The following is a 24,774-nucleotide window of genomic DNA, read 5'->3' on the forward strand; positions in this document are numbered from 1 at the left end:
CATTCGGAAAAAATGCCAAGAGCGAAGAAACGAACACCCGTCAGCGGCTTTTGACGGAAATCACGCCATAACCGTAAGTAGATGGTTACTTCAAGCACCTTAATCATGCTAAGACGAACTAGCCGCAGGCGCAGTATGCCTGTGGCTGTTATTTTTTTATGTGAATGATAATCGTTTTCATTTATAATGGCGAGAGTTGGAACGGAAACAAAAAGATGGAGGGATTGCATGGACGTGAAGGGCGTCATCGAACATATCATGCTCTGGAATCATGCGTCCATCAAAGTGTTGGATGTGCGTCACCAGCTATTGGGAAGAGAAATCGGCTCGCGCTCGTACAAGCTGCCGGCCAGTACGTTTTTGTTTGCTGCGCAAGGAAAGGCGCAGATTTGTCTGGATGGCAGCGAGTACGCGATCAAGCCATACGATATCGCCCATAGTGGAAAAGGGACGCTTCTGGACATTTTTTTGGCAGAGGACGTATTTGAATACTACTTGATTTTTTATCGGGCCGCGATCCCGTTGACCAGTCGGCAGCAAATCGTCAACTTGCTGCGAAAAAGCGACCCGTTTCAGCTGCCGTACAGCTTTCAGCCGTGCCAGCCGATTGAGCTGCTTGCACTCGTCAAGCAAATGGACGAACAGTGGCAATGCACGGGCGAGCTGGAGCGCTTCCAGACGAAGGCACTCTTTTACCAGTTTGTAAGCGCCGTGCATCGTCAACTGCTCGATTCGAAAGGGGCACGGCTGGAAACCGATCCCGCCGCCCAGGCGAAGCAGTACATTCAGAACCATTACGCCGAACCGATCACGCTGGAGGCGCTCGCGGAAATGCTGCGCTACAGCGTCCCACATTTATCGGCCTTGTTCAAGAAAAAGACAGGCTACAGCCTGATCGACTACCTGATTCGCGTACGGATGGAAAAGGCGGCAAGCCTGCTGGTGGAAACAGATCGGCAGTTGCGCGAGATCGCCGAGAGTGTCGGTTACCGCGACCCGTATTATTTCGGGCGCTTGTTTAAAAAAGTATACGGAATATCGCCCGCGCGTTTTCGGGCGACAAAAGCACAGACGCCGCAAACAGCAGATCGTCCGGCAACCATCATCGGATCGTCCATTGCCGCTCTCGATTTTCGCCGTTATATTGATAGCGAGAATCATTATCCATACAAGAAAGAGGGACGCAAAACCATGTACAGACCTGCCAAACCATCTGCTGCGGCAACCGTCATGCTCTGCCTGACCCTGATGCTTGCCGCGTGCTCCGGCAATGCGGGAGCGCCAAGTCAGGCGGCGAACGGGAACCAGACGGAAACAAGCGCTGCATCAGACGCCAATCGCTCGACGCAAACGAGCTCCACGCCAGCGGAGGCGAGTTCGCAAACCCAAGTCATTTCCACCGTCAAAGGGGATGTCGTCGTTCCAGCCACACCAAGGCGCATCGTCGCCGATCAATATTTGGGCACGCTGATTACACTCGGTGTCACACCGATCGGAGCGCCCGGCTTGCATCGCCAAAACCCGTATATTACCGAAGCGCTGAAAAATGTCGAGGACATCGGGGATGTCAACGGCTCCTTGGAAAAAGTGATCGACTTGCAGCCTGACTTGATCGTCACGGAATCATCCGACGACCAGGGCCGCTATGATCAGTTGTCCAAAATCGCCCCGACGATCTCCATTCCGTATGGACAGTTGAAAAATATTCAAGAGGAATTGACTTTCTTCGGCAAGCTGCTCGGCAAGGAACAGGAAGCAAAAGACTGGCTGGCGGATTACGAGAAGCGCATCGCCGCCGCGAAAGAACGCGTGCGCAAAGTCATTCCCGAAGGCAAGTCGTTTTCGATTATTGAGCTGACCGACAAGCAGATGTTCGTCTATGGCGACAACTTTGGCCGGGGTGGACAGGCTGTCTATCAGGCGCTGGGCTTGAAGCCGCCAGCTGCGATCGCCAAAACGCTGCAGGAGAAGCAGTGGCTGGAGCTGTCCAGCGAGCTTTTGTCCCAATACGCCGGAGACTATATCATCTTGACTTCGAACAGTCACACGCTGGAAGACTTGAAAAAAGATCCGCTCTGGTCGTCGCTCGACGCTGTGAAAAACAACCATGTGTACGTCTGGAAGGAAGAACGCTCCTGGTACTACGACCCGATTGCGGTGTTGTCGCAGACGGAAGAGATTGCGGATTGGTTGACAAAGCAGTAATCCGTTTGACCATTTTGGAAAAAGCGAAAGCCCGCGCAAAGTTCCTTGTCAACTCTGCATGGGCCTTTTTTGCTTTATTTTCTTCCTGCAAAGCCTGCAGGAGGTGACTTTACCTGTGGCTCTGGCTTGGAGGAACGTGACTTGGTTTTAAATAAGGTAGGGTCGATATCGAACATGCTGATGGCAAGCTGATCTTTCCCGTGTACTTGAGCAATGATTTTTTCGTGTCCACTAAAAGGCGCCTGGGCAGATGAGCCGCCGTATTCACCTGTATTGGCAAGAATGACAGGTTGGAACATATGATAATTCAAGGCGGAAACCATGTTGTCAAACGTCCCGATGTCTTTGTTCAGGGCCGAGATGACAAACATGTCGGAAATATCACGAAGATCGGCCGTCAGTGCTATGTCGGTTGCATCGTAACAAATAGCTCCCGCTACGCGTATAGATTGATTGCCTTTTTGAAACTCGACATAGGCTTGGTAAGGTCTGTGGCTTTGGATATTCATTTTGCGTTCCAGCTTCGTCATATGCTGCTTGCCTTGCCACACGGCAACAAGTGGATTTTCGTCTGAATTGAGAATCCAAATCGCTTGATTCACCGTGGCTTGATCGGATGCTCTTTTTTGAAAACCTAATCCCGCAAAAATGCTTGCTTTCGTTTTGTGGGAGAGTCTCAGCAAGTAGTCGATGTCGTCGGGATGGACAGACAGCTCAGGAAAGACGATCAGATCAGCAACATAAGCGGACTCCTTGCCTGATCTTTTTATAGCAGCGTGCCAAGTTGCCAGATGCTTCTCAACCATGTGGCAAAGGTCCGCGATATGAGCACGGTGTTTCTCGCGGAAGTCCGAAGACCAGTGCATCGGATCTTTGGCGTTAAAATCGTCCATGTATGGCAGCAAGGATTGAACGATGGCGACACGGAACAGGCGGTCGTCCTGACGCTTTTGCAGTTTGACAGGCAATACGTATCCTGGCGTGTTGGACAATTTGCCAAATACTTTCTGCTGCTCTTGCATATGGTTCTGAATGATTTTCAGCCATTTTTTGCGGTCGGACTGTGCAGCAGAAATCCCGTGAACAAACCTTTCGCGATAATCGATACCCGGCCATTGCAAAAGCAGGAACAACAACTCGCTCATCCAAGGGGACAAGGGCAACGGCTCCGGGAAGAGGCTGCTCGCCAGGCTGGACATGCCAAAGCGGCGTGAAAACCAGGTGGAGCGCAATCCTCTGTACCCAGCCGAAACGGAATGGTCTTGTCGCATCAGAAACGAGTTCGTCGTGTAGTCGTATTCGCCAGTCAGGCAAGCTCGTAAAATACAACCGAGATTGTACATCCACCGACATTCTGCTTTTACCCAGTGCGGGGTTGGCAAAGAGTATGAGCTTTTTGTACTGGTTACCGTGATGGCAAACGGCTTTTTATAAGGATTTTGCCAAGCTTCTTTGTCCGTCATCGTTATTTGCAAATCTTCGATGGACAGGCCGTTTTCGCTGTTCAAGCGGGTAAATGCATCTTCTTTGCCCGAGCCAGGTTTCAGCAACTCCAACATCAAATGCAGCAAAGCATTTTCTTGCTGAAAAGGATTATCTGCGCTCGTAATGAGACTGGCGAGACTGACAGGCGTATTCGTTGCAGTTGCAGAAGACCAGTCTGCTTGTTTCTTGAGCGAGTTGCGATAGATGATGGAGGATAGCTCAGGCACCTGCTGGACGATCTCTTTTTCGATGGTCAGGCTTGAGAGAATCCTCTGAAGCAGATCAGGGCGATTCGCGCAAAGGAATTTTAACGACCGAATTTTTTGCATAGGCTGCCGCTTCCATTTCTGACAGGCTTCCGCAAACCACGAACTGAACCTGTCAGGATTTGGATGAAGCTGTTGGACGATCAAGGCCATCGTTAGCATATCCTTACGATTTTTACTGGTGATCGCACTATAAAGAAGTGCACGATGTAAAAGTGTGTAAGGCTGCAACTCGCTGCTTTCATCATTTAAAACGTAAGCTTGGCCAACCGAAGCAAGATAGAGAGCAGCTTGTTGTTTCACATACCAGGACATTTTGTCCTGAGCGTCTAGTATCTTCCTTGCAAAAACGGCGAGATGTTCGCGAAAAGCAAGCAAATCCGCATGTTCAGGATCATGCTTTTTCGAGTGGTGACCAATCCAGACAGAACACGCGCACAGGATATCCGCCGAAACGTATTCCATCACGAGCTTTTGGTGGCTGAGCTCTGTATCATTGCTAACGTTCATATAAAGCTTTTGCTCAAGAGCTTCCGTTACGACTTTCAACAGTTTTGCGCTAGGAAAGAGATCGAGCCCAAACTTCAGCAGGGAACTTAAAGATGGATTTTTCGACCAAACGGCAATTAATTTCCTGGCGTACAGTTCAAAATCGTGGCCGATATGACTGTTTACGGTAGGGTTCTGATCGCTGGAACCGATCATGCTTTTTTGCAGCCTTAACGCGTCTACAAGTCGTTTCGCTGCAAACCGCTTCAATGTGTCGGATTTTACGTCCGCATTCTTGACGGCGATTTTTGACAGGGCAAGATTGTTTACATGTTCGACAGCCGAATCGCCAAGTTGCTCAGACAATTGGATGAGACCGTCTAAACCCCCGACAATTTGTCGCAAAGCTTCGATATCCGGGGTGCCGCTTAACGTTCCTTGCAGGATTTGCATGCGGCCAGAGAGGTCACTCTGATTGGAAATTTCTTCATAGCTTTGGATGCTGACTTTATCGGGGTGAATCTCCAAGGAATCTGGTTCAGCCCCCATTTGGCTCAAATGCGAATTGAGCTTGGCTTGAATATGCTCTGTCACCATTTGTTTCAGTTGCTCGATTTCAACGGTGTCAGCAGCTTCTACTACCAAACGGATATCGTCGACATAGCGGCAGTAATCGCGAATGATAAACGGTTCGGAAAAGTCTGATGAGGCAACTTTTTGATGAATGCTTTTTCCTACTTCTTGATCAAATCGCAGCAGGTAGATATTCGAAAAAAAACCGCCCGCAACAAGACCTTGTGGAATACCATCAGGGAGCGTGTCTTTGTTGAGCACTTGTTTTGCCATGGCTTGGTCGGAGTCGTTCCATTCCCAATCGAAAACAGTTCGGGCCATTTCCCAAAAATCAGGATCAGCTTGAAGCGAATCGTCTAGCGTGAACCTTTCCACGTATTCGTTGTAAAGCTCTTCTGCTTCGTCAATTAATGCGGCTCTGTCAATACTGTCGTAGAAGCTCTTCAGGTCGAGTGAAAAGACGTAATGCTTTGTGCCCCGACGATTCAGATGCGTGTACAGTTGGCAAAAGTGCTTCGGACGTTCCAGGAACTTTTGGTAGTCATCGTAGTACATTCGATAGCATTTCGAGTTGCCCCACGGGAATGTAGCGATGGATTCTCCGTCTTCATTTTTGTCCCAGTGGCAATACAGACGGTTTCCGTAGTTAAAAACTTGTTTTCGCTGAGCTTCATGATAATCCGGAATGTCTGTCGGGCCTTGCAGTGTTTCGATGGCATTGGCCAAGCACAGCATGATCGCCGTTGCGATGGTTTGGTCCTGGATTTTGATGTGGGCGAGCGGTCTCAAATAGGTTTTGTCGCTTTCAAGCTTCTCTTTAATAGGGTGCCAGCCGTTAGAAGTAAACTCCCAGGTGCAGGTTTTGGGAGCGGGAACCAGTCTGAGTTTTGCGGGACAGTATTCTTCGCTTTCCAAAGATTGAGACCACTCATTCAAGCGATTTTCCAGGTCGAGCGTGGAAAGATCGAGTTCCAATACATTTGCATACCAATTATGCCTGCGGATGTAATTGTGTGACTTTTTCCATGCCTGAGCCAAGATGACTGTATCCGTTACGTATTGTTTCTGAGGGGACAAAACCCCGTATTTTTTGTCGATAATAGACATGTTTCCTCCTACTGCTATGCCCGATCGGGACAGTTCCCAGATGCTGGTCGCACATCGGTGCCAGTTTTGTTGTTTCCGAAAAATAGTGACTGATAGCCATAATAGTAGCACACATGGCACACTGGACTAAATCCCATGCATGCTTTTCCCCGTCACTTTGGTAAAATGAACAAAACACGACAAGACAAAAGGAGCCGAGGGAAACGATGACCCAAGCCCATACTGAGGCAGGATGGAATTTCGACAACAGCTATGCTTCCTTGCCTGACACCTTTTTCACCAAGCAAAATCCTACCCCTGTGCGCTCGCCGCAGCTCGTTATTTTCAATCGCCCGCTGGCAGCCGCACTTGGCTTGCAAGCCGATGCACTGGATGGGCAAGCGGGGGCGGAAGTGTTTGCCGGAAACCGGATTCCCGCAGGGGCAAAGCCGCTCGCGCAGGCGTACGCGGGGCACCAATTCGGCCACTTTACGATGCTCGGAGACGGGCGCGCTATCTTGATCGGGGAGCAAGTGACCCCTGAGGGCGAGCGGTTTGATCTGCAATGGAAAGGTCCCGGACGCACACCGTATTCCCGGCGCGGCGACGGACGGGCCGCACTCGGGCCGATGCTTCGCGAATATATCATCAGCGAGGCCATGTACGGCCTTGGCATCCCGACGACCCGCAGTTTGGCGGTGGTGACGACGGGTGAAGTTGTCATTCGCGAAGACGATCTGCCCGGCGCGGTACTCACGCGGGTCGCTTCCAGCCATATTCGCGTCGGGACGTTCCAGTACGCCGCCAAGTGGGGCAGCGCCGAGGAGTTGCAGGCGCTTGCCGACTATACGATACATAGACATTATCGCGAAGCCGCCCAAGCGGAAAACCGTTATCTCGCCTTTCTGGCCGAAGTGATCCGCCGTCAAGCCGAGCTGATCGCCAAATGGCAGCTCGTCGGGTTTATTCACGGAGTCATGAACACGGACAACATGTCGATTTGCGGAGAAACGATCGATTACGGGCCGTGCGCTTTCATGGATACGTTCGATCCGGCGACGGTGTTTTCCTCGATTGATCAGCAGGGGCGCTACGCTTACGGAAACCAGCCGCAAATCGGCGTGTGGAATTTGGCGCGCTTTGCGGAAACGCTGCTCCCGCTCTTGCATGACAATCAGGCCCAGGCGATTCAAATGGCGGAGAAAGCCCTTTCCCAGTTTGCCGAGCAATATTACGGCACATGGCTGGCCGGGATGAGGGGCAAGCTGGGGATGTTTGGCGAAGAAGCCGACGATGTTTCGCTGATGGAAGAACTGCTTAGCTTGATGCAAAAGCATCGGGCGGACTATACCAACACGTTTCTCGCCCTGACTTTTGATCGCTTGAACGGTTCCGAGCTGCTTGCCACCCCCGAGTTTGCCGCGTGGCAGGAGAAGTGGCAAGCGAGACTGGCGCGTCAGTCTCAATCTGCGGATGACGTTTTGCAGTTGATGAAACAGAGCAATCCTGCCGTGATTCCGCGCAACCACCGTGTGGAGGCGGCGCTGGAAGCGGCTGTGCAAGACGGCGACTACAGCGTGCTTCGGCAGCTGCTTGCCGCGCTTGCCAATCCTTATGCGCACTCCGCGGAGCAGGCGGAGTACGCGTCGCTGCCGCCGGAAGCGTGCGGGCCTTATCGGACGTACTGCGGCACGTAATACGTGATCGACTTGACAATTGCGCGATCCATTCCAAGCCAAGCTTGGTAAAGAAACCTTTGCTGTTTATAAGCAGAGGTTTTTTCTTTTGTGCCTTTGCTTTTCGTGCGTGATCTATGCCAATAGCAACATTCTTTTTAATAGGCGGTATGCTAAAATGGGTTGGTTGAAAAGAGAAAATATTCCAGCGGCGCAGCCAAGTTTGGTGCAGGCGCCGATTGGATTTGCTTGGGGAGGAGATTCCATGATTCGAGGATTGATTCAGGATATATTTGGACTGCTGCGCACAGAGGTGCCGGGCATAGCGGAAGCGTTTCATCCACCAGCTTCGCTAGAGGAGATTCAGCGAGCAGAAGCCGAGCTTGGCATGAAGCTGCCTGGCGAATTGAAAGAACTATACCAGGTGTGCAACGGAGAAAAGGAGAACGGGCCAGGCCTGTTTTTCGGGCTGCCCTTGCTCTCGTTAACGGATTTGGTGGCGGAATGGAAAATATGGGCGGACCTGGAGAGCGACTACGCAATCGAGGGTGATCATTACTCGGTTCCGCCTGGCTGGATCAAAGAACGCTATATTAACCGCTGCTGGCTGCCGATCAGCAAAGATTGGGGCGGAAACCACCTTGGACTCGACCTCGATCCGGACGAGCAGGGCAAAAGCGGGCAAGTGATCAATTTTGGCCGCGACGAACATGTCAAATACGTAATTGCCCATAATCTGACCGAAATGCTGCAATTTATCCATGATACGGCAAAAGCGAAAAACTACTCCATCCACGAGGAAGAAGACCAGCTTTTCTGGGCGTTCGGTCAACAAGGTCCCGTTCATTTTCTCGATGCCATCCGCAAACTGGAGCTTCCGGTCTACCATCCAGTGCGCATCGATCCAGGTATCGCAGACCCGCAAGCATGGCTAGACAGTCTTTCGGAAAGCTGGCGAGAGCGCATCCGGGCAAATGGGGATTCGCCAGAGCCATTTTTGCGCGCCAAACAGCTTTACTTCATTAACGAAGGCTTGACTGATCTCACTCCGCTCAAGCATTGCCGCGAAGTCCGGGAGCTGGTGCTGAGTGCAAACAAGCTTACTTCTATTGAAGCGATCAGCGGCTGCCAGCAACTGAAACGATTGTACGTGGGGAAAAACCCGATCGCGGATCTTACTCCGCTGGAAGGGTTGCCGTACTTGCAAATGCTCAATCTGGCTCAGACAGACGTAACGGATTTGTCGCCGCTTGCGTCTTTGCCCAGGTTGGCGGAGCTGGACCTGACCGAGACGCGAATTTCCGATCTCTCCGCGCTTGCTCGTGTCAAAAGCTTGCAAAGCCTCGCCATCAGTCGTCCGGACGCGGCCATGTTGAACAGTGTGGCTGAGCTTGCGACGCTCACCGAGCTGAAAATTTCCGGACTTGGCGAAAATGCCGCAGACGCGATTAAGGTGCTGGGCAAACTCGTCCATCTGCAAACGATCAGCCTGGAAGACATGTCGCTCGCCGATTTGGCGTTCTTGCGCGGTTGCCGCCAATTGAAAACCGTCAAGCTGAGAAAAACGGCCATCGCCGATATTTCACATCTGGCCGAGCTGGAAAACCTCCAATCGCTGGAATTTAGCGGCTGCGACGAGCTTGGGCAGCTAGAGCAGCTGGGCAAATCGGCTTCTTTGCGCAAAATAACAGGCTCGTACCGGCAATTCGCCCGGTTAAAAGACTGCTTTGAACGAAAAATCGATTTCTCGACGATCACAGGCAATATGACAGACGAGGAAGACGAAATTTGGCACGCGTATGTCCGGTCATAAAAGGGGGAGGCAGATGCTGTACCTCCAAGCGCATGGCGTCGAAGAGAATGAGCTGTACTATTTTGAACTGGATGAAAATGGGATCGCCTATCGGCAAGTGACGGTTACTGACGGGCAGTCGCTTGTGTCTGCGGCACCCGATTTCATGCTGAGCGAAAAAGTCGTGGAGCGCTATGAAGGCGATGAGGATATTTCCCGTGAAGCGTTTCAGGCGATTTGGCAAAAGGCAACAGCGCCTTGCAAGGCGGCTTTTGAGCAAGCGAAGCAGCGCTTTTTGCCCGGTGATCCGGTGACGGGAACGATTGCCATGTTCTATCCGCAAGGCGTCATCATCAAGGTGAGCGATGAGGTGTATGCAGTAGCAGACGATGCGCCGCTTCGAGCAAAGTCCAAACGGGAAGAAATGTACCCGGGCTATATCGTGCAGGGAACAATCCAAGGCTATGCAGAAGACAACTTTTGGCTCGTGCTCGCGGATTGCACGATCATCGGCAAAAAGTCGGGGGCGTAGACAGACAGACGACACTGACCGTTCCGAGGCATTGTGCTCCATCCGCGTCATCCATCCATGAACACACCACTCACCACTTCCCGCGCGGCAACCGTATCGCAGGAACCGATATGCGGCACAGCGTAGACAGCCCCAAATAGCCAAACAACGGGTACAAAAACATAAGCAGCTGGCTGTAGCCGATGAGGCACAAGACAAAAGCCGCCACGAACAGAAACAGATAAAGTCTCGACTCCGGCACATTCACCAGCTCGCGCAATTGCTGACCGATCCCGAACACGTTGGAGATGAGCGTGGTAAAAATCTCGGAGTAGAGGACAAACACGAAAAACAGCTGAAGCCATTCGTTCCAGCGATCCGTGATGAACAAGATCGGAATGTCCATGAAGCGCACGTCATCCCAGTTTGCCAACATGGCCGTGTGCACGACGAGCAGCATGAAACCGAGCACGACTCCACCGATGACGGCGGCCCGGAACAGGACAACCTTTTCGCGGATCGCATAACCAATCGGGATCAGGACAGATTGGGCCATCGCCAGATTGAAAGACACGTAAAGAATCGTTTTCCAGAGGAAGGCGTAGTTGGAGGGCTTGGCGAGCGGCAAGGGCGATTCGACGCTGTTGTCGAGCAAAATCAGCAGGGCGAAGACGAGCATGGACGGGACGACGATCGCATTGACCAAGAGAAGCTGATCCAGTCCTTTTCTCAAGATCAACAACGCGAGCAAAACCGTCCCGGCTGTTCCAGCCAAATACGGAATCGCGAACTGCTCCTCCAATACAGAGCCAGCCCCGGCAAGCATGACGGTCGTGACGCCGAACAAGGTCAAAAAGACCAGCACATTCATCGTGCGGCCGATCATCGGGCCAAACAGCTTTTGGTTGAACGATTCATACGAAGGGGTCCGCAGCTGATGGGCGAGAAGCATCATTTTGTAGCCAAGCCAGACGAACAGCGACGTGGCGAGCAAAATGCCGACGGTGCCAGCATGGCCGTATGAAGTGAAAAACGCGAGAATTTCCTGGCCGCTCGCAAATCCGGCTCCCACGACGGTGCCGATGTAGGTCGCCGCGACCTGGATACTTTTTCCCCACAGCTTCATAGCGTTTTTTCCTTTCCATTCCAAATGGGATGCTAGTACAAGTGTATGAAGCTTGGGCCAAAACAGAAGAAAAAAAGGCGAACGGCAACTAGGCCATTCGTCTTTTTTTATGGATCAAAATCTGTTTGATAGCTACAAAAGGAACATCGCCACGATTGTCGTCACCAAAAGGCCGATTGCGACCGGATACAAGTTGCGCCGCGCCAGCTCGAACGGGTCGACGCCGCAGATCGCGGCAGCGGGGATCAAGGCCCAGGGGATAATCGTTCCGCCGCCTACCCAGATGGCAGCAATCTGTCCGAGAGCGGTCAAGGTAGCAGCGCCTGCCCCGAGCGCGGTCGCGAACAGCTGGGCGAGAGAGCCTGCCAGCGTAATGCCGGAGAAGCCCGAACCGTCCAACCCTGTGATGACGCCGACAGCCGCTACCGTCAGCGCCGCTACTTCTTTGCTGATCGGAATCGTGTGCGCGAGTGCCACGCCCAAATCGTTGACGATACCTTGCGAGCCTGCCGGAAGCACCTCGCCGAACACTTTGACAAACCCGCTGTCGCCCATGTAAAAGAAGGCGGCAATCGGAATGACTGGCCCAAACACTTTAAATCCGAACTGAAAACCGGAAATCAGGTGGCTGGTCACTTGTTCCAGCCCTTTTTGTTTGTGGGCAAGCATCGTCGCGATCAGCAAGATCAGGAGAGCGGTTCCCCCGACCAGCGCTGTCGCATCGCCGCCGCGCAAATCGAAGGCGAACATCGCGGCCACATCGAGCGCAAACAAAAGCGGAACGAGCGCTGCAAGCAAACGCCGGGTGCCTGTTGGCAGCGGAACACGCGCCGCGCTAAAGACGTGATCGGTTGCTGGCGTGTCGTTTGTGGACGCCGGAATATTCCCCAGCCGCATGTCTTTTTTCAAATACCAGAAGGCAATGATCGTCGTGACCAAGCCCATCACGATCACGAGCGGAACACTGGCGGAAATGACGTCCTGAACAGGCAAGCCCGCCGCCTTCGCTGTCAACGTCGGCGCTCCCTGGATCACAAAGTCGCCGGAGAGCGCAATTCCGTGCCCGAACAGGTTCATCGCAATCGCCACGCCCATCGCAGGCAGCCCTGCGCGCAAGGCAACGGGCAGCATGACCGCACCGATCAGGGCGACGGCAGGCGATGGCCAGAAAAACCAAGAAATGACCATCATCACAATCCCGATCACCCAGTACGCCAATGTAGCATTGCGAATCAAATGGGTCATCGGGCGGATCATCGTTTCGTTGACCCCTGTATCTGTCAGCACATGGCTCATCGCCACGATAATACAGATGACCAAAATCGTCGGCAAAAGCTCGGTTATGGCGTAAATGAAGCTGCCGAAAATCCCGCCGATGGCTGACGTCACTGATCCGGTGGCAACCAGACCCAGCAGCGCGATTCCGACGATACTGATCAAGCTGGTGTCCCTGCGCATAACCATCATGAAAATGATGCCGAGTACGAACAACACATACACACCGTGCAACCACGCAAGTTCAATCCCCATGCTGTACCTCCTCTCGTTTTTTCGAGTCGCTTACACCCTTTTGCCACACCATATGCACAAGCAAATTCATGGGTGAAAGCCCGTGCGCCTAAGAAGGCTGACGCTTCGAAAACTGGCATTTTCGTCCACAATATGCCACTATTAAATGAGCAAGAGGCAAGCCAAGCACGATCTACTTATCGATGACTAGGGCACGAGGCAAGAGAGGGGGAACGGCGCCGTTCGTGATGATGCGAAATGATGCGAAAGTGCGCCAAACGACGATGAATACGACAACACCAATCCAGCGAAAAATGGATCAGGCGATCGAGCTGTTGGAGCGCCGTTTTTTGGAGCGAAGTGAATTGATACGCCTTTTGATGCTCGGCATGATGAGCGGGGAAAACGCGCTGCTGATCGGCCCGCCGGGAACGGCGAAGTCGCAGCTGGCTCGCTCCGTGGCACAGTTGTTCGGCTCTGAGCATTGGTTTGAATACTTGTTGACCCGCTTTACCACGCCAGACGAGATTTTTGGCCCCGTGTCGCTTCAACAGTTGAAGCTCGACCATTACGTGCGAAAAACGGAAGGCTATTTGCCGAATGCGCAGTTTGCCTTTCTCGACGAAATTTTCAAGGCGAACAGTGCGATTTTGAACGCCTTGCTGTCCATTTTGAATGAGCGGCTGTACTTCAACGGCCGGGAGCGGGAAGAAGTCCCGCTGCAATTTTTAATGGCGGCTTCCAACGAGCTGCCGGAAGATGACGAGCAGTTGAGTGCCCTGTACGACCGTTTTCTGTTCCGTTACGAAGTTCATTACTTGCAGCAGGCGTCGAGCTACGAGCGGATGTTTTCCTTGCCGAGCGGCCCGCTTCCCGTCGTTTTCTCGCTGTACGATATGAAAGACATTCAGGCAGCGGCGAAGCAAGTGACCATACCGGAGGCGCTGATTTACTTCCTGTACCGGATCAAACAGGACATGGAAGCAAAAGATTACGTGCTGTCCGACCGCCGCTGGAGCAAAATCGCCGGGGTGTGGCGCACGTCTGCCGCCCTGCACGGCCGGGAGCAGGTGACGATATGGGATACGGTGTTTACGCCGCACATGCTGTGGGACTTGCCGGAAGACTTGCCGGTCATGCGCGAGCTGTTCGAGCAGCAATTCACACAAATGCTCAAGACTGAGCTGGAAAACGAACTGCCTTTGCAGCGCTTGCAGCAAACCGCAGATAAATGGAAGGAAAAGGAATCGGAACTGCACGCTTTCCAGTTCAAAAAGGAAGTCGGCGCCAAGCTGGGCAAAGAAGCCGTGGAGCGCAACGGACAACTGCTGGAAGCATGTCGGGCCGAGCTGGAAGAGACGGCCAAAGATTTGCGCAACCGCCTGATCCAGTGGGAAAAGCGCGAGCACGATCTCGGGGCGTATGTGCTGGAAAAAAACCGCTTGATTCACAACGTAGAAAAATACACGGTCAAATACTCGTACTTGCGTATCGAAGGCGAGCGCATTTTGCAGCAGTTGCAGAAGACGTACCGGACGATTTTCGATAAAGACATTGCCGGAGCGGAGTACGATTTTACGTTATAGGGGGTAGCGACGATGATGATTCGTGCCAGCGGGGTCGATCGCTATCTGTTTGAGACGTATCTCGCTTCTTCGCGCACAGCCCAGGAATGGGTACTAGAAGCGCAAACCCGTGCCGAGTGGTTTGATCGCGAGCTGCTCGCGGACTTTTTTCTCGTGTTTTATTTGGAAAAGCCCGAGATTGATGCAAGCCAGGAAACGACTCCTTTTCACCATTGGCTGATTCGCACGCTGATGAAGCAGTATTTTACGCGAATGATCCATCCCCGGACGATGGGCAACGAAAGTGCCGCCTTCAAGACGGCGATCAAGTCGCTTTTGTGGCTCACGGAGACTTTCGCGGACGAAGTGAAGCAGCGCCAAAAAGACCGCAAGCTCACTCCGCTGCTCGCTGGCCTGAAAGAGCAGGAGGGACAGGAAGGGACAAAAGAGGCGCAGCTGGCTGATTTGCTGACGGAAAAGCAAAAGGCAAAGCTGGAGCTTGTCGGCTATACGCTGCAACAAGGCAAGCGTGTGGTGGAAGACAAGCAGGAGGCGCTGGACAACAAGCCACTCGTGCGTGCGGAAATTCTCGCTCTGCAAACGAAAATCGCACAGCTTCGCGAGGAAATGAGCGTGCAGTTCACGAAGCGAGCCAAACTGCTGCAAAAAGTGAAAAAGCTGGAGGAAGAGTTGGCGCAGCGGGAAAAGCAGCTTGATCGTCTGCAAAAGCAGGAAAAAGACGCCATGGACGCGCTGGAAAAAGAGCTCGGCCAGTGGCTGGAGCAGTCTTTGAAAGGAACGCTTTCCACAGAAGAGCTGGATACGCTGTTTGTCGATGAAGTGTTCGCCGCAAGCCAGCGTTTTGCCAACCGCAGTTGGGGTCACGACTTGGGCAAGCTGCGCAGGCAAAGCTTTGAGCAGTATTTGAAGTGGATCGAAAAATTGAAGCGCCATCCCGATCTGGTTGCCTTTTTAAACGAGGTCGGTCGTCAGGTGCATCGCTTTCGGGTACGGCGAAAAGAAATTCGTTCCCGTCATTTGCCGGAGGAATACTACGATTTGCGGCAATCGGGCGATATTGCCCACATGCTGCCAGGCGAAGCGGTACTGCTCGCCGATCCGGACTTCGAGAACTACTTCCTGCTCAAATGGGTGGAGCAAAAACTGATGACGTACGATACGTCCGGTTGGGTAGAGGAACCGCCGAAAGGGCCTGTCATCTGCATGCTGGACACCTCTCATTCGATGCGCGGCGCGAAGCTGCGGCTGGCGCAAATTTTTCTCATGACGTTTGCCGCCCTGTCCATGCTGGAAAAGCGGGATTTCGTCCTGCTTTTGTTCGGCGCAAAAGGAGAGTTGAAGGAGCAGCCGCTGTATCATCGCAAGCCGGATTGGGCGGCTTTTTACAGTCTGGCGCAGATGGTCTTTGGCGGAGGGACGCATTTTGATGCGCCGATGAAGCGGGCGATGGAGCTTGTCGAGACGGAAAAAGCGTGGCAAGGAGCCGATTTTGTGATGATCACGGACGGCATTGGCGGAATCTCGCCCTACGTGCAGGAAAAGCTGGTTGCCCTCGGGCAAAAGAAACAAGTGCGCCTGCACAGCCTGATTGTCGGTTCCGCCAGACAGCATCTTGTCCAGACGTACGATTTGTTTGGCGTCTCTCATCGGGTTCGCTTCGCTACGAGCTGGGAGGCAGAAGGGGAAGAAAATACCGGGCTATTGCTCGACGTGTTTGAGTCTTCCCGCCAGGAGCAAGCGAAAAAAGCAAATCCATACAAGCGAACACCTCGTTGATAGCCAGCGAGGTGTTTTTTCACTGTGTCGCCGAGACAGGTAAACACGAAAAAACGCTCCGACTTCTACGGGAAAAGTCGGAGCGCAGCGGTTATCGGCTTTATGATTAACCTACTCTTGTCGCCAGACTGCGGCCAAATTCGAGTTCTTCAAATTTGCCAAGCACAGTCGAGGAATCGTACGTCCAGGCCGCTTCCTCCATGGAAAACTCCACAGGCACGTCGCGAATAATCGTCGCCAGCTTCTGGCTCAAGTACACCTGATCGCGATGTTCTTCCAGCTTGCTGCGCATTTTTGGCGTGCAGTTTTTCAAGTTTTCGTACAGGTTGTCCAGGTTGCCGTGCTCCGTAATCAGCTTCGTCGCCGTTTTTTCCCCGATTCCCGGGCAGCCCGGAATGCAGTCGGACGTATCGCCCATCAATGCTTTGACGTCCACCACCTGCTCCGGAGAAATCCCGCGCAAAGCAAGCAGGCTCGCCGGGTTGTAATGCTCATGCTTGCCGCCGTTTTTCAGGATTTTCACGCTGACTTTTTCATCGACGAGCTGCAAGCTGTCATAGTCGCCCGTCGCAATGACGATTTCATGTCCTTCGTCAGACAGACGCGTGGACAGCGTGCCGAGCACATCGTCACCCTCGTATCCCGGACAGCCAATGTTCGGGACGGAAAAGGCAGCGGTCAGTTCCTTGACCAGGTCGAATTGCGGGATCAGCTCGTCCGGCGGCGCCGTGCGATTGGACTTGTAGCCGTCAAACCATTGGCTGCGCACGAGCGATTCGCGCGACGCCACATCCCAGCCGACGATCAGGTGGGTCGGGCGCACCAGCTCGGCGTAATCCAGCATCATTTTCGTAAAACCGTACACCGCATTCGTGTAAATACCTGTGGTTGTTTGCCGATAGGCACCGCCCCAGGCAGACCCGTAAAACGCGCGAAATAAAAAGCTCATGCCGTCGATGAGCAATACTTTTCCTGATTCACTCACAAAAGCTAACCCCTCTCAGCTCCAAACTATACGCCTCATTATAGCATAAAGGGCCGGGACAACTTTGTCAGATTTTACATTTCGCTGGAGCGTATGGAGATGCGATCTCGTGGGATGATAGTATCACAAGAGGTTGACAACCACCTCTTGGCCCTCAAAATCATCTTCCGGTCTCAGTCGGTGAGAGGCGAGCAGCAGGCGGTTCAAATCCGTCCCGGGAGAAAAAAACGCGTCGGGAGGAATCAATCATGGCTAACAACAACGGAAGCAGCAACAACCTGGTAGTTCCTCAAGCGAACCAAGCTCTGGATCAACTGAAGTATGAGATTGCATCTGAATTTGGTGTAAATCTCGGCCCAGACACTACTTCTCGCCAAAACGGTTCGGTTGGTGGCGAAATTACGAAGCGTCTGGTAAGTTTCGCTGAGCAACAAATGGCTGGCCGCTAAGCTCATCGCTCGGACAAGTAAATAGCTGGATGAAGAGAGGTCCCTTCTACGGGGCCTCTCTTGTTTTGCGTTGCAGCCCTTTCTTTTAGACAGGGTGCAAACACACAAGCACATTCGCGGACTAGTCATATGGTGTAACGAACAGCTCTCTATTCTTGTTTGTACATGCGAAAGGAGTGACGTTTCGACGATGAAGAAAAAAGAAGTGAAAAAGCTTCTGAAGGAAAATCCTGAATTCGAAGCGTGGGTCGTGGAAGACTCCATGCGCGTCCGGGCAGTCAGGAGCAATCCCGGCATGGCGGAAGAATTGTTCAAACGCTGGAATGATCGCAAAAGAGGGCGGCTTGATTTTGACAACATCTCGCAAAAAACGAAACGGGCCAGCGAAATGCTGACCGGAGTGCAATCGATCATGGACATGATGGCAGACTACACGAAGAAACTGTAAAAAAGCTGCTGTGACTGGAGAAGGCTAGTCGGATAGCCTTCTTTTTCTTTTTCCTTTCAAGTTCGGTTTTGTTATACTAGAAAATGGGAGGGAGCGTGCTTATGTTCCAATCGATGGTCAGTTTAATGATGGTCGTTGCGTTGACGCTCACGTCCGGAACGACCGTTTACAGCCAGGTACTGGAAGGCGCTTACGCGAGTGCAGAGAAACAACAACCATCGCTTAGCGTGACGCCAGCCAAGACGTATCCCGGCGATGTTATTTTGGTGCGCAGCAAACAGCCTCAAACGGTCACGCTCTTTTCGCGAACATACCGTTTGCAGTCCTCTTCTAACGAGTATGCCCGATTTATCCCGATTCCATTTGACGTGAAGCCGGGAGACTACAAGCTGCAATCGGCAGACAAAAAGCTGTCTGTTGCCGTGACGGTTCAACCGAAAAAGTTCGAAGTGGACAAGCTGACGGTAAGCAAGCAAATGAATGCCATGCGTCAGGATACGGCCCGCATCGATGCCGATCAGAAAAAAATCAACGCCGCTCGCGCAAGCTCAAGGGCGACTCCGTACTTTACCGAACCATTTATCGTACCGACGAAAGGAACGTTGACAACCCCGTTTGGCTACCAGCGCGTGGTCAACGGAGTGCCTGCCAATCGCCATGCAGCGATTGACTTGGCCAACAAAACAGGAACGCCGATCTGGGCGAGCAACAACGGCAAAGTCGTTTTGGCAGACTCGCTTTATTTGACAGGCAACACGATCATTATTGATCACGGTCTAAACGTGTTTTCCATCTACGCACATATGTCGAAGCTGTCCGTCAAGGCCGGGCAGGAAGTGAAACAGGGTCAGGTGATTGGGCAAATGGGCACGACGGGTTTTTCTACAGGCCCTCACCTTCATTACGGCATGTTGATTGGCAATACGTACGTAAATCCGCAGCCGTTTTTTGATGCATCACCTTTCCTCTGGAAGTAATTGGAGGTGTTTTTTATGAGAGGTACCCATGTGCCAAGCAAAGTCTTGAACAATATGGTCCATTTCTTGGCACCGTATGAACAGGCAGTAGAGGAATTGAAGCTCAAACTGAAAGGAATCAAGTACGGCTTTTTGAAAAGCGGCCGCTATTCTCCGATTGAATTTGTGGTGGGGCGAGTCAAAAAAGTGGACAGTCTCATCAAAAAGGCGAACGAGAAGGGAATCGATTTTCAGCAAGCCAACTGGCAAGAGGAAGTCGGCAAGGAAGTTCAGGATATCGCGGGCTTGCGCGTAGTTTGCCGCTATGTCGATGACGTCAGAGAAGTACAGCAGTTGTTGTATGAGCGGGAAGATATCGTCATTCACGACATCAAGGACTACATCGCTAACCCGAAAGATTCCGGTTACCGCAGTATCCATATGATTGTTTCTTATACCGTATATCACGGGAGCGAAAAGCGTACCCTTTTTTGTGAAATCCAAATTCGTACACTCGGCATGAACTTCTGGGCGACAAACGAGCACGAGCTGCGCTACAAATACGACGGAAATATTCCGAAGGATGTGCTGCAACAGCTGCATGAAGCGTCTGTCATCACCCATCAGCTCGATGTGTTGATGAACAACCTGCGCCAGGAGATTTTGACTCCGGCGGAAGTGGATTCGACGCTGGAAGAAAAGCTGGAAGAAATTTTTTCGCTCTACGTCAAACAAGATTTGGAGTCTGCCGCAGCTTTGTACCGCGAGCACGTCAGCGGCTTCGAGGAAGCTTTTGCGGACAATCCGAAGTTCAAAATGATTCACGATTTGCTCGGCAAGCGGTTGAAATAACGGCCAAAGCCGAGCTTCATCCAGTCAAATAGTCAAAAGCCATACGTTAACACCCGACAAGCAAGGAAAGGATTTAGACTAACATGCGCTTTCTACTCACGTACCTTCTCGTTGTGGTCACGGTGATGGTCAATCTCGACGTGCCTGTGGCTTTTGCTGAGGGAGCGCCTGCGATTGCACCAGACCAACTGTTTGGCGAATCGGCCATCCTCATCGATGCGACAACGGGACAAGTCCTGTTTGAAAAGAACCCTCATGTCAGGCTATACCCTGCCAGCATAACGAAAATCGCTACCGGCATTTACGCCATCGAAAAAGGAAATCCGGATGATACCGTCACGGTTTCCAAAAAAGCCAGATTTGAAGAAGGAACGCGGGTTTACCTGGGAGAAGGCGAGCAAGTCTCGCTGCGCAAGCTGGAATACGGCTTGCTGATGCACTCGGGAAATGACGCTGCGACCGCGATCGCGGAGCATATGAGCGGCACTACCGAGCAGTTCGCCCAGGAACTGAACGCTTACTTGGCTGAAAAAGTGGGCGTGACAGAAACTCATTTTGCCAACGCACACGGCTTGCACGATCCGAACCATTACACGACAGCCGCCGACATGGCCAAAATCGCCCAGTACGCGATGAAAAACCCGATTTTCCGGCAAATCGTCGGCACAAACCGCCTGCCATGGGACGGGAAGGAATGGAAATCGGAGCTGATCAATCACAACAAGCTGCTGCGCGATTATCCCGGGGCAACCGGGATCAAGAATGGTTTTACCGATCAGGCGATGCATACATTGGTTGGCTCTGCCAAACGCGGCGATACGGAGATGATCGCTGTCACGATGAAAGCGGCTTCAAGCAACTATGCGTACAAAGACGTAGTCAAACTGCTCGATTTCGGGTTGAACGGCTATGAGACGAAGCAAATTGCCGCCAAAGGAGAGCGTTACACAGAGGTGTCGTCACCGGGCAGTGACAGCCAAGTGACTTACTCGGCAAAGGATGATTTGTACGCGACTGTTCCAAAAGGCACGGAGCCGCTCGTCCAGCTCGCTTCAGACGGACAGCTCTCCGTCACGGCCGGGGCACTTGCGGTTTCCTACCCGCTAGAGCGCCACGATCCACCTGTGCAACCGAAACCGACAGTAATCGCTTCGGCGTTAGCATTGGACGACAGTCCTCCCGTGGCGCGATACAGCGTGCTGATCGCCTGGCTGGGGATGAATTTGTTCTTGATCGGCTGTGCCATCTCCCGCTCGCGCAAAGCGCGTCGAGTCCGGCAGCGCGATTGGCAGCGCCGCGTAAATTGACAAAAGGGAATGCAAGGCAGGCAATCAAAAGCAGGGCGACGGACAACGCTTCCATCGTCCTGCTTTTTTGCATGCGGATTTGGATAGAACGCGCGGGGATAGCAGCCGTGTCCTATTGTTGCCGGGAAACGTACAATATGGGTAAAGCCTTACATTTCTGTCGATGGGGGGAACTGCCGATGGACGCTACACACGATGTACAAGGTCTTTTGTCCGTCATTATCCCGACCCATGACCAGGCCAGGAATGTAGAGCGCTTGGTTCACGCTGTAAAGCAAGTGACTCCTGGCGCGGAAATGGTCATCGTCTGCGCAGGGTTGCAGCCCCATGCGGACGATATCTCTGTATCTTACGTGTGGGGAGCGAAAGTGATTGCGGCCGAGAGCAATGCCAGCAGCAGCGAATGCCGGGCGATTGGCGCCAAGCACGCCACAGGAAGCGTTCTGCTTTTTCTGGACGAGCGAAACGGCTTGTCACAGGCTTGTTATAAAAAGTGGATCGCAAAAGTCCAGCAAGGCTATGACGTCGTCATGTGCGCAGACGACTTTGGACAGGCAAAAACGAAGCCGGGCTCTGTCCGCTACGCCTTTTCCTTCCTGAATCAGTTGCTCGGTCATCGGCAGTTCGGTTCGGCTTCGTTGGAAAAGGCTCCGTTCATACTGAACCGCAAGGCGTTGGAGACGATCGACTTTCGAGCCTTGCGCATTCCGGCCGTGGCGCTTGTGAAAGCCGTCAAAAAAGGTCTTGCCATCACCTGTGAGCCAATCGAGCGCTCCGCACGAAAGCGATTGCCGCCAAGTCAGGCTTTAGCCAAACCAAAATCAGTCTTATTCGAGGAACATGCGCGAGCGATTCACATGCTCCTCCAAGATAAAAATGAGCGCGGAGCCATGCCGGATGGGGAACGGCACCGGATTTTGGCGCAAGAAACAGGACTTTTGCATCTGCGTTCTGTGTTCTACCAGGAATCAGACGACAAGGAGGCCGATGGATGGGGTGCCAAACGGAAAGAAAGGACCAAGAGAATCCGCAAGAGAGCGCAAAGACACAAAAGGCGTCCGCATTAGCCATGTGGAAAAATGGGAGAATCAGGGCAGACTAAGCATTATCGTCGGAGTCGAACAGGATGAAAAAACGGTGCTCAAGGTGCTCAAACAGGCTGAGAAGCTCTGCCCCTTGGAAATCGTCGTCGTCGTGCACGGCAGTCAAGATCGCTCGCTGGAACAGGTGCTTTCCTACTCTGGCAGCGCCTTGCGCATCTTCGTCTATCCTTTTGCGCTCGGGGAAGATGTGTGGCGTACAGTGGGAGCGCGCGAAGCGACGGGCGACGTGTGGCTGTTTCTTGCGGCGGAGCAAATCGTCGCCGCCCACGAGCTTCAGCCGTTTGTCCGTTCCTGCTATCGCGGCGGTGATATTGCTGTACGGCACGCCGCCTGTTCACCTGTAAGGGTGAAGGAAGAACAGTACCCGGTGCAGTTAGCCAAACAATTCCTCAATAGCTTGCTCAATCGCAGTGAGCTTGGCGGTGCGTCGATGAACGATCTTCCTTTTGCCATCACGCGGGAAGCTGCTTCCTCGATCGGTGCCCACTATTTTCTCGTCCCAGCCGTAGCACAAGCGATCGCTTTGCAAAAAGAGCTGCGCGTGACTTCTATCCGCACGAGGATTGAGCGGCTTTCAGGCAAGGAGCAGCGAATCACGCCGGAACGCGATGCGCAAAGCAAGTTGACAGACTTGGGAGATCACCTGGAGGCCATCTCCTTTTTACAGCAACCAGACGAATGACATACACGGTTCAAATAAGCGATGCTGCCATAGTATCGCTCTCTATTTTTCATTTTGCATCGTTCGGTTTTTGTAGTACGATAGTCAGGTAGGAAATTTTTTGTAAGAGAAGGAGCAAGCGATTATGAGTATACATATTGGAGCGAAGCAAGGACAAATCGCAGAAACGATTTTGCTGCCTGGCGATCCGTTGCGCGCCAAATACATTGCGGAAACTTTCCTGGAAGGCGCCGAGTGCTACAATGAAGTGCGCGGCATGCTCGGATTCACAGGTACATACAAAGGCAAACGCGTCTCCGTCCAAGGAACAGGCATGGGCGTTCCGTCTATCTCGATTTACGTGAATGAACTGATGGAGTCCTACGGCGTGCAAAACTTGATTCGCGTCGGAACGTGCGGAGCGATCCAGGAAGACATCAAAGTGCGCGACGTCATCATCGCGATGAGCGCTTCTTCTGATTCGCAAGTAAACCGCTTGCTGTTCAACCAGATTGACTTTGCTCCGACAGCGAGCTTTGAACTTTTGCACAAAGCTTACCAAGTAGCATCTGAACGCAACCTGTCAGTCAAAGTCGGCAATATTTTCACCAGCGACAGCTTTTACCGCGAAAATTTTGACCTGTACAAAAAACTGGCGACTTACCAGGTGCTTGCCGTCGAAATGGAGTCTTCTGCGCTGTACACATTGGCCGCCAAGCACAAGCGCAACGCCTTGTCCATCTTGACCGTAAGCGACCACATTTTGACCGGAGAAGAGACTTCGGCAGATGAGCGCCAAACGACGTTCAACGAAATGATCGAAGTGGCGCTGGACGCAGCTTTAACGAAATAAACAAGCAAGAAACGAATGCGAAGACTGACAACCCGCTGGCAACTACCTGACAGTGGGTTGCTTCATTCTGTAGCGATACCAAATGGATTTGCTAGGAGGAATGACGTGTGAGAGAGCATTATCCTGATTTGTTTGAAAGCGCATTTGCAGCAGGATTTCGTACGGAACAGGACGGCTATGAATACCGCCTTTTCCGCCAAGACATCGGCCAGCTCCAGATTCAAACAGGAAAAATCGTCGCCAATGACCCGCTAGTCATGTTTGAAACAGAACCATTTACGGAAACATTCCCGACAGGCAGCTTCCCGGTTCAACTCGCGATTGCACAAGTACAGCATTTGGATGAAGCGAAGTCGCCAGAGGAAGAATTGGAACCGGATGAGCGCGTCGCTTTGGCCCGGATTGTGTTTGCAGATAAGCCGGTAGTGAGTTGGAAAATGGCGGTCTGGGAAAACTCGGACGTCTCTCAGCTCGCACCTCATGAGTTTTTTGGCTACGGCGTTGACGCAGGCACAGGCTGCTTTATGGACGAAGTGGCATGCAAACAATTGGAGAGCAAAATGGAGCAGGATGATACATACTTCGAAACATTGATGGAGGAAATGGATCAGACGTACAAACACACACGGAACTGGCTGGTGAAAGACATGGGGGATGGCGCAAACATTGCCATGTTTTCGTCCGGCTGGGGCGATGGCAGCTACGCAAGCTATATCGGTTACGATGCAGATGGGAAAATCGTTCGCTTGTTGACGGATTTTTACGTGATAGGCTGGATGGAGTCTCCAGAAGAAGAGTAGCGATTGGCTGAGGGGATCGACAAGAGGTAGTGGAGCAAGGAAGAGAAGAGAGAGGATGGCGTAGCCTCGATTCACGCCAAACAGAGTGCCGCTTTTGCCAGGCACTCTTTGTTTTTATTTTCGTTTGCCTGGTTTTTTCTCCAAGTAGTGGGCCAGGTTATTTAGCGTATCTTCGTAGGATCTTTTTTTGGAAGAGGTGGTGGCTGCCGTCGATTTTGTTTTTACTTTTGTCATGTCGAGACCTCCAGGTGAGTGTGGTTGTTTTTTAGTCATAGTGATC

The 24,774-nt window shown here is 52.3% G+C and carries 19 protein-coding genes; 15 read left to right on the forward strand and 4 right to left on the reverse strand.

All coding sequences use genetic code 11. The features are described from left to right. Nucleotides 1–228 precede the first annotated feature (228 nt). Entirely contained in the window at nucleotides 229–2,205 is a 1,977-nt protein-coding gene (locus DEP07_RS18030; RefSeq protein WP_287102834.1) for an AraC family transcriptional regulator, read from the forward strand. A gap of 74 nt (nucleotides 2,206–2,279) precedes the next feature. Here the strand turns inward: DEP07_RS18030 and DEP07_RS18035 are convergent, their stop codons facing one another. Then, nucleotides 2,280–6,125, reverse strand: coding sequence for a reverse transcriptase domain-containing protein (locus DEP07_RS18035; RefSeq protein WP_287102835.1), 3,846 nt, complete (start codon nucleotides 6,123–6,125; stop codon nucleotides 2,280–2,282). A 206-nt stretch (nucleotides 6,126–6,331) separates the two neighbouring features. On the opposite strand from DEP07_RS18035, the gene DEP07_RS18040 reads away from it, so the two are divergent. The 3 genes from DEP07_RS18040 to DEP07_RS18050 all read left to right on the forward strand — a co-directional run bounded on the left by DEP07_RS18040 (nucleotide 6,332) and on the right by DEP07_RS18050 (nucleotide 10,104). After that, nucleotides 6,332–7,801 (forward strand): protein adenylyltransferase SelO, encoded by a 1,470-nt coding sequence (locus tag DEP07_RS18040; RefSeq protein WP_287102836.1) that lies wholly within the window; start codon nucleotides 6,332–6,334, stop codon nucleotides 7,799–7,801. A gap of 244 nt (nucleotides 7,802–8,045) precedes the next feature. After that, a complete protein-coding gene (locus tag DEP07_RS18045; RefSeq protein ID WP_287102837.1) occupies nucleotides 8,046–9,593 on the forward strand; it encodes an SMI1/KNR4 family protein in 1,548 nt (515 codons plus the stop codon). A gap of 13 nt (nucleotides 9,594–9,606) precedes the next feature. Beyond that, the gene (locus DEP07_RS18050; protein ID WP_122966517.1) at nucleotides 9,607–10,104 is read left to right on the forward strand and encodes a hypothetical protein; all 498 of its coding nucleotides are present in this window, start codon (nucleotides 9,607–9,609) and stop codon (nucleotides 10,102–10,104) included. A 70-nt stretch (nucleotides 10,105–10,174) separates the two neighbouring features. Here the strand turns inward: DEP07_RS18050 and DEP07_RS18055 are convergent, their stop codons facing one another. Together DEP07_RS18055 and DEP07_RS18060 are read right to left on the reverse strand one after the other, a co-directional pair. Further along, nucleotides 10,175–11,209 (reverse strand): YkvI family membrane protein, encoded by a 1,035-nt coding sequence (locus DEP07_RS18055; protein WP_173597349.1) that lies wholly within the window; start codon nucleotides 11,207–11,209, stop codon nucleotides 10,175–10,177. Between the two features lie 132 nt (nucleotides 11,210–11,341). Then, on the reverse strand, nucleotides 11,342–12,739 hold the full coding sequence (locus DEP07_RS18060; RefSeq protein WP_217020914.1) for a hypothetical protein: 1,398 nt from the start codon (nucleotides 12,737–12,739) through the stop codon (nucleotides 11,342–11,344). A 263-nt stretch (nucleotides 12,740–13,002) separates the two neighbouring features. Here DEP07_RS18060 and DEP07_RS18065 point away from each other — a divergent pair, with 263 nt between their 5' ends. Together DEP07_RS18065 and DEP07_RS18070 are read left to right on the forward strand one after the other, a co-directional pair. Then, complete coding sequence (locus tag DEP07_RS18065) at nucleotides 13,003–14,304, forward strand: AAA family ATPase (protein WP_122966527.1); 1,302 nt, start codon at nucleotides 13,003–13,005, stop codon at nucleotides 14,302–14,304. Nucleotides 14,305–14,316: 12 nt separating this feature from the next. Further along, nucleotides 14,317–16,080 (forward strand): VWA domain-containing protein, encoded by a 1,764-nt coding sequence (locus DEP07_RS18070; RefSeq protein ID WP_287102838.1) that lies wholly within the window; start codon nucleotides 14,317–14,319, stop codon nucleotides 16,078–16,080. Nucleotides 16,081–16,186: 106 nt separating this feature from the next. Here DEP07_RS18070 and DEP07_RS18075 read toward each other — a convergent pair whose 3' ends face one another. Beyond that, the gene (locus tag DEP07_RS18075; RefSeq protein ID WP_217020916.1) at nucleotides 16,187–17,065 is read right to left on the reverse strand and encodes a 5'-3' exonuclease; all 879 of its coding nucleotides are present in this window, start codon (nucleotides 17,063–17,065) and stop codon (nucleotides 16,187–16,189) included. A gap of 248 nt (nucleotides 17,066–17,313) precedes the next feature. On the opposite strand from DEP07_RS18075, the gene DEP07_RS18080 reads away from it, so the two are divergent. The 9 genes from DEP07_RS18080 to DEP07_RS18120 all read left to right on the forward strand — a co-directional run bounded on the left by DEP07_RS18080 (nucleotide 17,314) and on the right by DEP07_RS18120 (nucleotide 24,494). Continuing rightward, on the forward strand, nucleotides 17,314–17,514 hold the full coding sequence (locus DEP07_RS18080; protein WP_005836264.1) for an alpha/beta-type small acid-soluble spore protein: 201 nt from the start codon (nucleotides 17,314–17,316) through the stop codon (nucleotides 17,512–17,514). A gap of 190 nt (nucleotides 17,515–17,704) precedes the next feature. Then, nucleotides 17,705–17,962 (forward strand): hypothetical protein, encoded by a 258-nt coding sequence (locus DEP07_RS18085; RefSeq protein WP_063231451.1) that lies wholly within the window; start codon nucleotides 17,705–17,707, stop codon nucleotides 17,960–17,962. 101 nt (nucleotides 17,963–18,063) lie between these two features. Further along, a complete protein-coding gene (locus tag DEP07_RS18090; protein ID WP_122966512.1) occupies nucleotides 18,064–18,939 on the forward strand; it encodes a M23 family metallopeptidase in 876 nt (291 codons plus the stop codon). A 15-nt stretch (nucleotides 18,940–18,954) separates the two neighbouring features. Beyond that, complete coding sequence (locus tag DEP07_RS18095) at nucleotides 18,955–19,770, forward strand: GTP pyrophosphokinase (RefSeq protein WP_122966511.1); 816 nt, start codon at nucleotides 18,955–18,957, stop codon at nucleotides 19,768–19,770. An 83-nt stretch (nucleotides 19,771–19,853) separates the two neighbouring features. Then, nucleotides 19,854–21,077 (forward strand): D-alanyl-D-alanine carboxypeptidase family protein, encoded by a 1,224-nt coding sequence (locus DEP07_RS18100; protein WP_287102841.1) that lies wholly within the window; start codon nucleotides 19,854–19,856, stop codon nucleotides 21,075–21,077. A 179-nt stretch (nucleotides 21,078–21,256) separates the two neighbouring features. Further along, entirely contained in the window at nucleotides 21,257–22,144 is an 888-nt protein-coding gene (locus DEP07_RS18105) for a glycosyltransferase family 2 protein (RefSeq protein WP_287102843.1), read from the forward strand. Next, nucleotides 22,074–22,862, forward strand: coding sequence for a glycosyltransferase family A protein (locus DEP07_RS18110; RefSeq protein WP_233454168.1), 789 nt, complete (start codon nucleotides 22,074–22,076; stop codon nucleotides 22,860–22,862). Before DEP07_RS18105 ends, DEP07_RS18110 begins: the two co-directional genes overlap by 71 nt. Before the next feature lie 124 nt (nucleotides 22,863–22,986). Continuing rightward, the gene (gene deoD, locus DEP07_RS18115; RefSeq protein ID WP_122966507.1) at nucleotides 22,987–23,694 is read left to right on the forward strand and encodes a purine-nucleoside phosphorylase; all 708 of its coding nucleotides are present in this window, start codon (nucleotides 22,987–22,989) and stop codon (nucleotides 23,692–23,694) included. 107 nt (nucleotides 23,695–23,801) lie between these two features. Continuing rightward, the gene (locus tag DEP07_RS18120) at nucleotides 23,802–24,494 is read left to right on the forward strand and encodes a DUF4241 domain-containing protein (RefSeq protein WP_287102844.1); all 693 of its coding nucleotides are present in this window, start codon (nucleotides 23,802–23,804) and stop codon (nucleotides 24,492–24,494) included. Nucleotides 24,495–24,774 lie beyond the last annotated feature (280 nt).

The sequence above is a fragment of the Brevibacillus sp. genome, from assembly GCF_003521185.1.
In the GTDB taxonomy this organism is placed as follows: Bacteria; Bacillota; Bacilli; order Brevibacillales; family Brevibacillaceae; genus Brevibacillus; species Brevibacillus parabrevis.

Bases quoted from the DNA above. Each gene is read 5' to 3' on its own strand.
- DEP07_RS18105 (WP_287102843.1), top strand. From the start codon at position 21,257: ATGGACGCTACACACGATGTACAAGGTCTTTTGTCCGTCATTATCCCG.
- deoD (WP_122966507.1), top strand. From the start codon at position 22,987: ATGAGTATACATATTGGAGCGAAGCAAGGACAAATCGCAGAAACGATT.
- DEP07_RS18065 (WP_122966527.1), top strand. From the start codon at position 13,003: ATGAATACGACAACACCAATCCAGCGAAAAATGGATCAGGCGATCGAG.
- DEP07_RS18045 (WP_287102837.1), top strand. From the start codon at position 8,046: ATGATTCGAGGATTGATTCAGGATATATTTGGACTGCTGCGCACAGAG.
- DEP07_RS18100 (WP_287102841.1), top strand. From the start codon at position 19,854: ATGCGCTTTCTACTCACGTACCTTCTCGTTGTGGTCACGGTGATGGTC.
- DEP07_RS18035 (WP_287102835.1), bottom strand. From the start codon at position 6,125: ATGTCTATTATCGACAAAAAATACGGGGTTTTGTCCCCTCAGAAACAA.
- DEP07_RS18070 (WP_287102838.1), top strand. From the start codon at position 14,317: ATGATGATTCGTGCCAGCGGGGTCGATCGCTATCTGTTTGAGACGTAT.
- DEP07_RS18030 (WP_287102834.1), top strand. From the start codon at position 229: ATGGACGTGAAGGGCGTCATCGAACATATCATGCTCTGGAATCATGCG.
- DEP07_RS18055 (WP_173597349.1), bottom strand. From the start codon at position 11,209: ATGAAGCTGTGGGGAAAAAGTATCCAGGTCGCGGCGACCTACATCGGC.
- DEP07_RS18050 (WP_122966517.1), top strand. From the start codon at position 9,607: ATGCTGTACCTCCAAGCGCATGGCGTCGAAGAGAATGAGCTGTACTAT.
- DEP07_RS18095 (WP_122966511.1), top strand. From the start codon at position 18,955: ATGAGAGGTACCCATGTGCCAAGCAAAGTCTTGAACAATATGGTCCAT.
- DEP07_RS18040 (WP_287102836.1), top strand. From the start codon at position 6,332: ATGACCCAAGCCCATACTGAGGCAGGATGGAATTTCGACAACAGCTAT.
- DEP07_RS18080 (WP_005836264.1), top strand. From the start codon at position 17,314: ATGGCTAACAACAACGGAAGCAGCAACAACCTGGTAGTTCCTCAAGCG.
- DEP07_RS18060 (WP_217020914.1), bottom strand. From the start codon at position 12,739: ATGGGGATTGAACTTGCGTGGTTGCACGGTGTGTATGTGTTGTTCGTA.
- DEP07_RS18090 (WP_122966512.1), top strand. From the start codon at position 18,064: ATGTTCCAATCGATGGTCAGTTTAATGATGGTCGTTGCGTTGACGCTC.
- DEP07_RS18085 (WP_063231451.1), top strand. From the start codon at position 17,705: ATGAAGAAAAAAGAAGTGAAAAAGCTTCTGAAGGAAAATCCTGAATTC.